The organism is Amaricoccus tamworthensis, from assembly GCF_049800875.1.
GTDB classification, from domain to species: Bacteria; Pseudomonadota; Alphaproteobacteria; order Rhodobacterales; family Rhodobacteraceae; genus Amaricoccus; species Amaricoccus tamworthensis.
Genome location: NZ_JBNAFV010000033.1, coordinates 1 through 10844 on the forward strand (window position 1 = coordinate 1; position 10844 = coordinate 10844).

At 56.8% G+C, this 10844-nt stretch carries 13 protein-coding genes and 3 pseudogenes; 9 read left to right on the forward strand and 7 right to left on the reverse strand.

The window, feature by feature from the left end:
• Positions 1 to 16: 16 nt before the first annotated feature.
• Genes tnpC through tnpA form a run of 3 tightly spaced genes read right to left on the reverse strand, consistent with a single transcriptional unit; the run spans position 17 to position 2317 of the window.
• Positions 17 to 1531 (reverse strand): IS66 family transposase, encoded by a 1515-nt coding sequence (gene tnpC, locus ACP15P_RS22825; protein WP_424928841.1) that lies wholly within the window; start codon positions 1529 to 1531, stop codon positions 17 to 19.
• Between the two features lie 52 nt (positions 1532 to 1583).
• On the reverse strand, positions 1584 to 1937 hold the full coding sequence (gene tnpB / locus ACP15P_RS22830) for an IS66 family insertion sequence element accessory protein TnpB (RefSeq protein WP_424928840.1): 354 nt from the start codon (positions 1935 to 1937) through the stop codon (positions 1584 to 1586).
• Positions 1934 to 2317, reverse strand: a complete 384-nt coding sequence (gene tnpA / locus ACP15P_RS22835; RefSeq protein ID WP_424928839.1) for an IS66-like element accessory protein TnpA — start codon at positions 2315 to 2317, stop codon at positions 1934 to 1936. Before tnpA ends, tnpB begins: the two co-directional genes overlap by 4 nt.
• A gap of 122 nt (positions 2318 to 2439) precedes the next feature.
• On the opposite strand from tnpA, the gene ACP15P_RS22840 reads away from it, so the two are divergent.
• A complete protein-coding gene (locus ACP15P_RS22840; protein ID WP_424930749.1) occupies positions 2440 to 3009 on the forward strand; it encodes a DUF2182 domain-containing protein in 570 nt (189 codons plus the stop codon).
• Between the two features lie 317 nt (positions 3010 to 3326).
• Positions 3327 to 3593 (forward strand): annotated as a pseudogene (locus ACP15P_RS22845) (disulfide bond formation protein B); the annotation flags it as partial.
• Here ACP15P_RS22845 and ACP15P_RS22850 read toward each other — a convergent pair.
• Together ACP15P_RS22850 and ACP15P_RS22855 are read right to left on the reverse strand one after the other, a co-directional pair.
• A complete protein-coding gene (locus ACP15P_RS22850) occupies positions 3590 to 4231 on the reverse strand; it encodes a hypothetical protein (RefSeq protein ID WP_411224742.1) in 642 nt (213 codons plus the stop codon). The pseudogene ACP15P_RS22845 and the gene ACP15P_RS22850 overlap by 4 nt on opposite strands.
• Before the next feature lie 204 nt (positions 4232 to 4435).
• Positions 4436 to 4786, reverse strand: a complete 351-nt coding sequence (locus ACP15P_RS22855; protein WP_058320099.1) for an ArsR/SmtB family transcription factor — start codon at positions 4784 to 4786, stop codon at positions 4436 to 4438.
• 63 nt (positions 4787 to 4849) lie between these two features.
• Between ACP15P_RS22855 and ACP15P_RS22860 the strand changes: the two genes are divergently transcribed.
• The 7 genes and pseudogenes from ACP15P_RS22860 (at position 4850) to ACP15P_RS22890 (ending at position 9116) form a co-directional block, all read left to right on the forward strand.
• The gene (locus tag ACP15P_RS22860) at positions 4850 to 5701 is read left to right on the forward strand and encodes a cation diffusion facilitator family transporter (RefSeq protein ID WP_424930750.1); all 852 of its coding nucleotides are present in this window, start codon (positions 4850 to 4852) and stop codon (positions 5699 to 5701) included.
• Positions 5702 to 5931: 230 nt separating this feature from the next.
• Complete coding sequence (locus tag ACP15P_RS22865; protein ID WP_424930751.1) at positions 5932 to 6159, forward strand: type II toxin-antitoxin system Phd/YefM family antitoxin; 228 nt, start codon at positions 5932 to 5934, stop codon at positions 6157 to 6159.
• Positions 6160 to 6552: a type II toxin-antitoxin system VapC family toxin gene (locus ACP15P_RS22870; RefSeq protein ID WP_424930752.1), complete on the forward strand. Its 393-nt coding sequence runs from the start codon at positions 6160 to 6162 to the stop codon at positions 6550 to 6552. It abuts the gene before it with no gap.
• A gap of 204 nt (positions 6553 to 6756) precedes the next feature.
• Entirely contained in the window at positions 6757 to 6999 is a 243-nt protein-coding gene (locus tag ACP15P_RS22875) for an AbrB/MazE/SpoVT family DNA-binding domain-containing protein (protein ID WP_424930753.1), read from the forward strand.
• Positions 6999 to 7397 (forward strand): PIN domain-containing protein, encoded by a 399-nt coding sequence (locus tag ACP15P_RS22880; protein WP_424930754.1) that lies wholly within the window; start codon positions 6999 to 7001, stop codon positions 7395 to 7397. The genes ACP15P_RS22875 and ACP15P_RS22880 overlap by 1 nt, the downstream gene beginning before the upstream one ends.
• Before the next feature lie 107 nt (positions 7398 to 7504).
• Positions 7505 to 7930: pseudogene (locus ACP15P_RS22885) on the forward strand (IS6 family transposase); the annotation flags it as partial.
• A 250-nt stretch (positions 7931 to 8180) separates the two neighbouring features.
• Positions 8181 to 9116, forward strand: a complete 936-nt coding sequence (locus ACP15P_RS22890; RefSeq protein WP_424930755.1) for an IS110 family RNA-guided transposase — start codon at positions 8181 to 8183, stop codon at positions 9114 to 9116.
• A 31-nt stretch (positions 9117 to 9147) separates the two neighbouring features.
• On the opposite strand, the pseudogene ACP15P_RS22895 reads toward ACP15P_RS22890, so the two are convergent.
• Together ACP15P_RS22895 and ACP15P_RS22900 are read right to left on the reverse strand one after the other, a co-directional pair.
• A pseudogene (locus ACP15P_RS22895) lies at positions 9148 to 9444 on the reverse strand (transposase); the annotation flags it as partial.
• 9 nt (positions 9445 to 9453) lie between these two features.
• Complete coding sequence (locus ACP15P_RS22900; RefSeq protein WP_424927820.1) at positions 9454 to 10554, reverse strand: IS110 family RNA-guided transposase; 1101 nt, start codon at positions 10552 to 10554, stop codon at positions 9454 to 9456.
• Between the last annotated feature and the right edge of the window lie 290 nt (positions 10555 to 10844).

Sequence of the window (10844 nt, forward strand, 5' to 3'; positions counted from 1 at the left end):
GTAAGCGAAGTCCTGATCACACCTTCGGTTGATGGTTCCACGGCAGCAGTGCTTTGATGTTGGCCTGTCGGTGGCCGTTCACAATTGCGGTGAGGGTTTCGGTCAGCCAGGCGTGGGGATCGACGGCGTTGAGTTTGCAGGTCTCGATAAGGGACGCCATGATTGCCCAGTTTTGTGCTCCGGCATCATGACCCGCGAAGAGTGCGTTTTTCCTGTTTAGAGCGATGGGGCGGATTGTTCGCTCCACGGGGTTCGAGTCCATCTCGATGCGCCCGTCGGTCAGAAACAGGCAGAGGCCGTCCCAGTATTTGGCGATGTATTTCAGGGCTTCTCCAAGGGGCGATTTGGCTGACACCCGCGCACGGTTTGCCGTGAGCCATGTCCCGAATGCCTCAAGGGCGGGTTTGGAGCGCTCCTGTCTTGCAGCCAACCGCCTGGCGGGGCTTTCGCCGCGGACCTCTTTCTCGATCCTGTAGAGGGCGGTAATCTGTCGCAAACCCTCATCGGCGATCGGTGTGGTTCCAGTCCGGGCAACCTCGTGGAGCTTCCGCCTCGCATGCGCCCAGCAGTAGGCCAGCTGAATACCCTGTGACGGCCGCCTGATCAGCCGGTTGTAGCCGGCATACCCGTCAACCTGCAGAATGCCGCGGAAGTCCTGCAGTATCTGATCCGCATACTGGCCGGATCGTCCGGGCGCGTAAGTGAACGTGACACCGGGCGGATCATCTCCACCCCACGCCCGGTCGTCGCGGGCCAGCGCCCAGAAGTATCCGGTTTTCGTCTTTCCCCGGCCAGGATCAAGAACAGGGGCTCTGGTCTCATCCATGAACAGCTTCGGCGATTTTTTCAGGTCGGAGATCAGGGCATCAAAAACGGGTCGCAGCTCGAATGCCGCGCGACCAACCCAGTCAGCCAGTGTGGAGCGGTCAAGTTCAATCCCCTGACGTCCGTAGATCTGCGCCTGCCGGTACAGGGGCAGATGATCCGCGTATTTGCTGACGATCACATGGGCAATGGTGGCTTCGGTTGGCATGCCGCCCGGGATCAGGTGTGCCGGTGCGGCGGCCTGGACGATACCGTCCTCACAGGAACGGCAGGCATATTTCGGGCGTCGGGTCACAATCAGCCGGAACCGTGCCGGCACAATGTCCAGACGTTCACTCACGTCTTCGCCAATAACATGGCGTTCGGTACCGCAACGACAGATCGTGCTGTCCGGCTCGACCACCTCCTCAATGCGCGGCAGGTGTTTGGGCAGCGCCCCCCGGTTGGTTGCGCGCGGCTTTGAGGTCCGGGTTTGCGCACCCGCTGGATCAGCCTCACGTTCGGCTTCCACCTCAGCAATACCGGTCTCAAGATCTTCGAGGGCCAGTTCAAACTGGTCAGGATCGGATTTTTCGGATCTTCGTCCGAACAGGGCCTGTCTGAGGGATGCAACCAGAGTTTCCAGACGGTCATTCCGTTCACTCTGCGCCACGATCATGGCCTTGAGCGCATCCACGTCATCCGGAAGATCAGCCGTCGAAATCATGATCCCGGACTACCAAAACCAGTGCCCGGGGACCAGGGTAAAGGATGGTTTTTTACTCTGCCGCAGTCGGTGGACGGGCCGACAGGGCCTTCACTTTCCGCCAGTCCAGACCGCAGAACAGGGCCTCAAACTGCGCGTGGCTAAGTGACATCAGACCGTTTCGAACCGCAGGCCACGTGAAAGTCGTCTCCTCCAGCCGCTTGTACGTCATAACCAGTCCCGTCCCATCCCAGTAGAGCAGCTTCAGACGGTCCGCACGTTTCGAGCGGAACACAAAAACGGTTCCGGTGAACGGCTCCTTATGCAGTTCATTTTTTACCAGAGCCGCCAGTCCATTGTGGCCCTTGCGGAAATCCACCGGCTTCGTCGCCACAACAATCCGAACCCGTTGTGATGGGAAGATCATCCGGACCCGGACAGGGCACGAACAATCCCCGCTATCCGCTCGGGAGATGTATCAGCCCCCAGACGAACCGTGACATCGCCACAGAGGATCTCAACCGCATCACTGGACGCGGCGGGAGCCGGCGCGGTCACAGGCTCAACCACCAACGACGCAAACTCAAACTCCGCTCCGGCCAGATCCGGAACCGCCAGCCTGCCTTCCTTCGCCAGCCGACGCCACGCCGACAAATGATTTGGCAGCAGTTCGTGCCGCCGCGCCACTTCATTGACGGTAACACCCGGCACCAGTGTTTCGGCGACCACACGGCCCTTATAGGCATCAGACCAGCGCCGTTTCCCGGAAGGACCGACCATGACATCCATACGGCCAGTATCCTCCATATGGAGCGATATATCTCCTACCAACCCAGCCTCCAATTCCAATCTATACTCGGAAACGGACTCGCAGATCAGGAAGCCTTCAGGAAGGTGGGATCAAAACACCGCTTACTAATCTGTTCGCCATGTGGGCGATAATGATGGCGGCAATGATGGGGCCAACTTTCGTACCGACCATGCGTGCATACGAAGATCTCATTACATCCGCGGACGGTAGCCGTGCCGGTTCAGTCGGCGTTTTGCTTGGTTTTTTCTTTGTTTGGGTTGGATTTGCTGCGCTGATAGCATTTGCACAGTTTCAACTCATCAGGATTGGCCTCCTGGACGGTATGGGTCAATCGGTGTCTCGGTACTTTTCTGCCGCGCTTCTGTTATCAGCAGGTCTTTATCAGTTTACTGCACTCAAGGACCGCTGCCTCGCTCATTGTCGTTCCCCTACGTTCCAATTCTTGGCGCATTGGAGACCTGGCTTTGCCGGCGGTATCTATATGGGCCTTCACCATGGCAGTTATTGTGTCGCTTGTTGCTGGGGTTTGATGGTTATTGGGTTTGTTGGAGGTACGATGGATTTGCTTTGGATGGGGGGAGCCACCCTTATGATGACACTCGAAAAGCTTCCAGATATTGGGAAACTGCTCACCAAACCTCTGGGTTTCGCGCTTATTGCATGGAGTATTGGAGTGTTGGTGCTTTAATGGACAATTGAACACTAATCCATGTCTGTCAACATATCGCGAAAGGCTGAAAAGAATTGCATGATGCCTTCCCGCCAAATGCAAATTGTAACTTATCTATTTCGCTCAATCCTTTCGAATTCTAAAGCGCTTTCAAGCTGATTGGGAATAGTGCATGCAAGGTTTTTCGATTTCCGAGGTAATTATCATGGGTATATTCGCCGGAGTGCTTGGAGCTTTGCTTCTAAGCATGTTTTGACACCATGTGAACCGCGCCCGGTTTGCCGGAGGCTGATTTGTCTTAGCTACGCGGCTATGTCTGATCTTTCCATAGCGGCGTCGAACGGGACTGGTGGGAAGGGCCGACCGCCTGTTCGGGCTCAGGGCTCGATATGTCGAACCTCTCGGGTGCTGATCTTCTTCCGTCGGCGACCAGCGGACCATCAACTCTGGTGATGTGCGACGAAGTTGCGTGGGAGTTCCTGACCCTGTCAATGGCAAGTTGGAACGCGCTTTGGAGCGCCGCACTTGCGGGCCTTTGGCTGGTCGCCTTTGCGCAACAAATGCGCAACCCCCGCTCGAAAAGTCCCTATCCGGCGACCTAGCCTTGCAGATGCGCGATGAGTTCCGCGACAAGTGTCAATGATACCACTGCCAGCAGGAGAGTGAGCAGAGCGAGTACTGCCACGCCGGATTTCTGTGGAAAGAGACCGACAAGTGGGCGCAGGCTCGCCGACTGTTTGATCGCTGACACATACAAAGGCAACGCGCTCACCATCGTGGCATAGAGATAGACACCCGAGATGTTTTCAAAGAATGCGGAGCGCGCAAGCGTCGGTGCGACCACGCTCAACGCGGTCGCGCGGCTGCCGCCGAACGAACCGAACCAATCTGCAGAGAAAACGTAGATCAGGGCGTGGAGGCCGAGGAAGAGAACAACCCTAATCGCTAGATCCAACAGCAGGAAAACGGCAGAATCTCGATGCCTACCAGCGGGCCGTTGCGTGAGAGCATAAAGAAAGAAGCTCACGTAATTCACAACAAAGATAACCGGCAACCCGTTGGTAACAACCTGCCGCAAAAATCGTCCGAGTGCGGGGCCGCCCGCAGCCAGTGCCGACGCGAAACCGGGAGCAAGCAACACATAGAGCACGAGAATCGGAGCCAAGGCAGCGAGGCTGAACAACAAGACGTTTCTTAAGAATAGAACGCCGGGCATTTCGATGGAGAAGTATCTTTCCATGGGACCACATTTGGCATGCGGACCAGAGCCGGTCGACAGGAATTCCGATCTGTCTCAATCAACGCGAATGCTGTTTGAGCCCACTTCACTAGAATACCCATTCAACAAGGTCCGCAGCCGAACGCAGGTGCGACTCACTGCGCAGGCGTTAATGGCTGCTTTAAGTCTTTCACGCCGATAGAAGGTTGCGCCAAAACGCACCGGCTAACCCGTATAGTTTCGGCACGTATCAACTCCATTCGCGTTCGAGGCAAGTAGCCGACCCGCGTCACGGATTAGGTCCGCAATCCGCCCGTCCGCCAAGCGATACCGGACGAACCGACCCTCGCTACGGCGAGTGACCAGCCCGCAGTCGAGCAGGCAGCGCAGATGGTTCGAGGCATTGGGCTGACCCAGACCCGTATGCCCGACGATTTCCTGCACGCTGCGTTCGTCCGACACCAGCGCATCTAGGATCGCCAGACGACTGGGATCGCCGAGGCCCCGGAAGAGCTTTGCCCGCAGTTCCAGGGTATCGGGTGCCGGAAGATCGTCTTGAACGTCTTGCGTCGTCATATCATTATCCACTGATACGTAAGCGGCGTACCTTTTCGCCCGCCACCATAAAGAGGATCGCACATGAGCCAGCCCGATAACAGCACGTTGGCAACAGCCTCCTCCCCGATCCGAATGCGGGTACAGGGCATGGACTGCGCAAAGGACGCCGCCGAGATCGAGCGCGCAGCCCGGTCTGCGGGCGTGGCCGAAGGCGACGTGAAAGTGTCCGCCGCGACCCACATCATGACATTGCGGATCGCGGAGGGCGACCTGCCCAAAGTGCGGCCCGCGCTCGACGCGACCGGCTACGGTTTCGAGAAGATCGAGGACGGCGATACATCGTCCGATCCGGCCTACAAGGACCCGAGCTATCGCCGCGCGCTCTGGATCGTGGTTGCGCTCAATCTCGGATTCGGCGTGGTCGAGATTTTCGGCGGGTTCCTGTCCGGTTCACAGGCGCTGAAGGCAGACGCGCTCGATTTTCTGGGCGATGGTGCAATCACGTTTCTGGGCCTGCTCGCCATCGGCTGGAGCCTGACATGGCGGGCGCGGTCGGCGATGATCCAGGGTGTGTTTCTGGGCCTTCTGGGCCTTGGCGTTGTCGGCAGCACGCTCTGGCGTGTCCTCAACCAGACCACGCCAGAAGCCGGGTTAATGGGAGCCTTCGCGGTAGGTGCGCTGATCGTAAACATCCTCGCGGTGCTGCCGCTGCTAAAGCACCGCAAGGGTGATGCCAATATGCGAGCCGTCTGGCTGTTCTCCCGCAACGACGCCATCGGCAACCTCGCCGTGGTCATCGCCGCCGGGCTGGTCGCGTGGCTTGGCAGTGCATGGCCCGACCTGATCGTCGCGTTCGCGATCGCGGGGCTTTTCCTGCATTCGTCTTGGGTGATCATCCGCGATGCCCGGAGTGACTTGGTGGAACCTCGCTAACTCTGTCAAGAAGTTGGTGCGCATACCGAAAGTGGAGAATTTCCATTCCGCAGCAAATCCGTAAGATTGTGCTCATCCCGGATCTTTATCGTGGAGGGGTTGGACGGTCGTTCTGCGTCAAATCACAGTCACTAATTCTGCCATAATTTACATAATAGACACTCTCTTGACTTTTACTGAATATTGACTAAGCTATAGCTAATCTAAAAAGTAGCCTTTTCGAGGTCAGAATGCAAGTCTCAGTGCATGCCGCAAAAACAAATCTGTCAAAACTACTGGAAGCCGTTGAGCGCGGCGAACGCGTCGTAATTGCACGTCATGGCGTTCCTGCTGCCGAATTGGTTCCGGTTCATGAATCGCAAGTGAAGTTCGGTAGTCTCAAAGAAAAACTCAAGCCTCCGCCCGATGCGTTCCTTGCGCCAATGACGGACGAGGAGTTGAATGATTGGGGAGCATGAATGAAACCCGTTTTGCTTGATACGAATGCTCTCGCGATGATTCTTACGGACGATCCGCGTCTACCGGAGCAGGCAAAGAACATCATTTCCAAAGCCCCACGCGCATCAGTCAGTGCAATTACATTTTACGAGATCGGTCAAAAAGTTCGTCTTGGTAAATGGGAAGCAATGGCAGAGTTCGCTGCAAACCTCGTTGATATAACTATTGGCGATGGTTTTAATCTGATTTCACTGAGCTCAAAAACTGCCAATGATGCATCGCTACTGGAATGGTCGCATCGCGATCCGTTTGACCGGATGATCGCCGCAGTCGCCATCAACGAAGACGCCGATTTAATCTCTAGTGACGATGCCTTTGACGAATTGGAGGCGATAAAACGAATTTGGGCATAGTGTCTATTATGTTAAAAAACATACATTCGCTTGACTGAGGCGACCCCGACCGAAAACCGCTCGGAAACCTGCGCAGAACTCAGCCCCTCGCGTTTTTGACACTCAGTACTTGCCAAATGGGAAACATTATGAACTCCTTTCGTATTGAACTTTTGTAAGGAGGTATTGTATTCTGGAAGGCAGAATCGGTGAATTGGAGTGAACATGCTGGAATCAACGGTGACATCGAAAGGTCAAACCACACTGCCCAAGGATGTCCGAAAGTTTCTCGGTGTGGATACCGGAGATCGAGTTCGGTATCTGATTATCGGCAACGAAGTTCGGCTGTTGAAGCCGCGAAAGATAATGAGCCTTTCGGGCAGTCTCAAACATGACGGATCACCTGTGACCCTCGAGGACATGGATGCGGCCGTGCGTTCAGTTGCGGCGGAGCGCCACTCTGGCTAATGATAGGCCTTGATACCAATATTCTGGTCCGTTTCCTGGTACAGGACGATCCAAAACAGGCGGATATGGCAAATTCGCTGATAAGCCGGTGTTCCACAAGGCAACCCGGATTCATTGGCCGGGAGGCTCTGGTGGAAATGGTATGGGTTCTTGAACGCGCATATGGACAATCGGCTGCGGCAATAGCCGCTACGTTGTTCGGTTTCCTTGAGTCTGAGGAACTGGTGCTGGAAAATGCGGAGGACGTGGCCGTGGCTGCGGAAGCCTATGGGAGCGGTGTCGCCGACTTTGCGGATCACATGATTTTGGCGGCAACGCAACGGTCGGGATGCACTACCCTGTATACATTTGATCGGAAAGCTGCACGCGCCAACGGGGCAACCCTGCTGGTGAAATGAGACAGTTCCATGGAGGGTAGTGTCGCAAAGTTTCGGAATTGAGTTGCGTTGCCTGGCGCGTCGAGCGAGACCTCCCATTTTCCCGAGCCTCAGTCAGGATTGAAGAGTTGATCAGTTTCAAAGGCGCGCAGTACCCGAAATCCGTGATCCTATACGCCGTGTATTTCTATGTTCGCTTTCCCGTTTCGTATCGCGACCTCGAATAGATCCTGGCAGAACGCGGCGTCGATTTGGATCATGCAACGCTCAATCGGTGGGTCGAGAAATACGCAGGCGCTATTGCCGAAGAAGCGCATCGCCGGAAGTCACCAACCAACCGCTCGTGGCGAATGGATGAGACTTATGTCAAAGTAAAAGGCGAGTGGACATACTTGTACCGCGCGCTCGACAAGGAAGGGAAAACCCTTGATTTCATGCTGTCGGAGCGCCGCGACGAAGCCGCAGCTACTGAGTTTTTCGCGCAAGCCATCGGCAATAACGGTTGGCCGGACAAGGTCGTAATCGACAAGAGCGGATCGAACACGGCAGGCCTGTAGAGGTGGTCCTGGAAATTCGACCAGTTTGCCGCCGTGCTAAGCTTGTCTTACGATTTTCGGTAGCTTCGTGTGAAAACGAGGCCACTGGAAATCTGTTCGCTGCAGGTCTCCAGCGGCGGGTGCGGGTCGTTGTTAAGCGGGCCGTTGCAGGGCCGTGCTATAGTCTGATCGCACCCGTCTTTCGCTTTTGACCCGAACGGATACCCGAGGAGCGAGCCTCGGACGACAAGCATGGGGTATGCGAATGATGACCGAAATTATCATCGGGATCGACATCTCGAAAGGCCGTCTCGACGTCCACCGTCTACCGGATGGAGAGAGGGCTGCTTTTGACAACGACAAGGCTGGGTTGAAACGCCTGATACACTGGCTTGGACCCGACGTGCGCCGGGTCGTGTTCGAACCCACCGGACGCTATCACCTGACGCTGGAGCGGCGCCTTGCCGAAGCGGGCTACCCGTTGGTCAAGGTGAACCCGCGCCATGCGAAACGCTTTGGCGAAGCGCTTGGAACCCGCGCCAAGACCGATCGTGGCGATGCCATGATGCTGGCGCGCATGGGGATGGCGTTGCAACTGGAGCCGCGGCCGATCGGGGCGAAAACCCTGCGTGATCTCAACGAGATGATCTCTGCACGACGTGCCCTGGTCAAGGACCGCACGGCGGCGAAGAACCGGGCCAAAGGGATCGGCCTGGCGATCCTGCGGCGGCAGAATGCGGATCGCCTCAAGCGCATCGATACAGACCTCAAGGCCATAGACGCCGCCATTGCAGAACTGATCGCGGCGGACAAAATGCTTTCCGCGCAACACGCCATTCTTCTCAGCATTCCAGGCATCTCAACCGTCACCGCCGCTGCCCTGATGGCGCAGATGCCCGAACTGGGCGCACTCGACCAACGCGCAGCAGCCAGCCTTGCAGGTCTGGCGCCAATGACCCGCCAGTCGGGACAGTGGCGCGGCAGGGCGTTCATCCAGGGTGGACGCGCGCTCGTGCGCGAGGCCCTCTACATGCCGGCCCTCGTGGCGCTTCGGTTCAACCCTGATCTCAAGGCAGTCTACGACAGACTCAGGGCCGCAGGAAAACCGGCGAAGCTCGCAATCACCGCTGTCATGCGAAAGCTCCTCATCCTCGCAAACGCGCTGTTGCGCGATAACCGGAAATGGACGCCAACGATGCCTTGACCAACACGGATACTATGGCATTGGTTTCATTTCAGGCGGCAACCTTCAGGTCAGGAACTATTCTACCATAGGCCTCGTCCGGCGTCATGATCCCATGTGATGAGTGTGGGCGTCTTTCGTTGTAGTAGCTGATCCAATCACCAATCCCGTCCCGGGCTTCGGAACCGGTTTCGAAGGCGTTCAGGTAGACGCATTCGTATTTGAGGGATCGCCAGAGCCGCTCGATCATCCGATTGTCGATCCAGCGGCCACGACCGTCCATCGAGATTTTGATCTTCGCATCGCGCAGCACGTCGGTGAAATCGGTGCTGGTGAATTGGGATCCTTGGACGCCCTTCTAACAGTCAAGGGCTGATTTGGTCCGGGCGATCTCGAGGTTTCGTTTCCGGATGATGTGGTAAACCTCCCGGGCAAGGTAGCGCTTCAGACATCGGATCGCCTCCATTTTTGATTGGCCGTCTGCGACCCGTCGCTCAACATAAATTTTTGTTCGCTCTTCGGTTCGCAGACGGCCAATGGCGATGATGTGCAGGGCAGAGTTGGCAGCCCGGTCTCCACCGCGGTTCAAACGGTGGCGCTGAACTTTCCCCGATGACGCCGGAACGGGACTGACACCGCAGAGTGCTGCAAACCCCGCCTCCGACTGCAAACGGTCGGGATTGTCGCCAGCGGTTATCAAAAGCTGTGCCGCCGTTTCATATCCAATGGACGGGCGTGCGATCAAATCCGGTGCCAGGCTGTCGATGATTTCCTTAATCAGGGCATCGAGGTCAGCGGCCTCATCGGTCAGCTCGAGATACCGGCGTGCAAGCGACTTCAGTGCGATCCTGTAGGCCGATGTTACGTTCCCTCCGTCCGACAGATCCGGGCGCCACGCTGCAAGTGTCCGGATCAGTTGCATCCGGCTCATGGAACGGAGTTGCTCCCGCAGGTGATCCGGGGCGCTCACAATGTTGGTCTGGATCATCTGAAGGGCAACACGGCGGGCGGAGATTGCTGTTTTCCTGCAGGTTTTCAGAACACGTAACGCCTCGATCATGCCATCCCGGCTTTTGGGTGTGACGGTCCGGGCTCCAGAGAAAGCTGCATGAGCCGCGTTTACCGCATCGAGCGTGTCGTCCTTGCCGCGCCGCCGCCGGTCTGCTTTGTCCGGTGCCGTCACTTCCAGAACCGTGATGCCGGCATGCTGAAAATAGCGCAGCAGCCCCGCCCCGTAGGTCCCGGTGCATTCAATGCCGACGCGCTCCAGCTCTCCAAATGACAGCATCCAGGTCAGCATTCTTTTGTATCCATGACGCGTCGTGGCAAATGTTTCCGTTGCCAGAAGCTGATCCCGCGCATCGACAATGGCCGCGACATGAAGGTCTTTATGTGTATCGACCCCGGCAGTAACCTGGGCAATTGTTGTGGGATCAACAGTGTTGTGGTCTTTGGGCATGTGTGTCTCCGATGCTGGAATGAATTGATCCGCATCGGCCAAATGTCTGGACAGGACAGTAAAGTGACAAAAGTCAGGCCCTTCTCGGGTCACAGGCACAGCTGAGGCGGAGCCTCACCGCCCGATGCCCACAGGCCTCCGACAGGTCCAGGGAATGACACGGAAATCCCGGTCGATCGCTGTTTGGGTCAGGAGGCCTGGAACACCTTGCGGTACCAGCTTCCTCTCGGTCGACCCAATGCTGCAAGTGCCTGGGAGAACTGTCGGAAGATGGCCATCACACTATTACT

What these genes read in the sequence shown, in the direction of transcription:
- tnpC (WP_424928841.1), bottom strand. Translation starts at nt 1,531, where the DNA reads ATGATTTCGACGGCTGATCTTCCGGATGACGTGGATGCGCTCAAGGCC.
- tnpB (WP_424928840.1), bottom strand. Translation starts at nt 1,937, where the DNA reads ATGATCTTCCCATCACAACGGGTTCGGATTGTTGTGGCGACGAAGCCG.
- tnpA (WP_424928839.1), bottom strand. Translation starts at nt 2,317, where the DNA reads ATGGAGGATACTGGCCGTATGGATGTCATGGTCGGTCCTTCCGGGAAA.
- ACP15P_RS22840 (WP_424930749.1), top strand. Translation starts at nt 2,440, where the DNA reads ATGTGGGCGATAATGATGGCGGCAATGATGGGGCCAACTTTCGTACCG.
- ACP15P_RS22850 (WP_411224742.1), bottom strand. Translation starts at nt 4,231, where the DNA reads ATGGAAAGATACTTCTCCATCGAAATGCCCGGCGTTCTATTCTTAAGA.
- ACP15P_RS22855 (WP_058320099.1), bottom strand. Translation starts at nt 4,786, where the DNA reads ATGACGACGCAAGACGTTCAAGACGATCTTCCGGCACCCGATACCCTG.
- ACP15P_RS22860 (WP_424930750.1), top strand. Translation starts at nt 4,850, where the DNA reads ATGAGCCAGCCCGATAACAGCACGTTGGCAACAGCCTCCTCCCCGATC.
- ACP15P_RS22865 (WP_424930751.1), top strand. Translation starts at nt 5,932, where the DNA reads ATGCAAGTCTCAGTGCATGCCGCAAAAACAAATCTGTCAAAACTACTG.
- ACP15P_RS22870 (WP_424930752.1), top strand. Translation starts at nt 6,160, where the DNA reads ATGAAACCCGTTTTGCTTGATACGAATGCTCTCGCGATGATTCTTACG.
- ACP15P_RS22875 (WP_424930753.1), top strand. Translation starts at nt 6,757, where the DNA reads ATGCTGGAATCAACGGTGACATCGAAAGGTCAAACCACACTGCCCAAG.
- ACP15P_RS22880 (WP_424930754.1), top strand. Translation starts at nt 6,999, where the DNA reads ATGATAGGCCTTGATACCAATATTCTGGTCCGTTTCCTGGTACAGGAC.
- ACP15P_RS22890 (WP_424930755.1), top strand. Translation starts at nt 8,181, where the DNA reads ATGACCGAAATTATCATCGGGATCGACATCTCGAAAGGCCGTCTCGAC.
- ACP15P_RS22900 (WP_424927820.1), bottom strand. Translation starts at nt 10,554, where the DNA reads ATGCCCAAAGACCACAACACTGTTGATCCCACAACAATTGCCCAGGTT.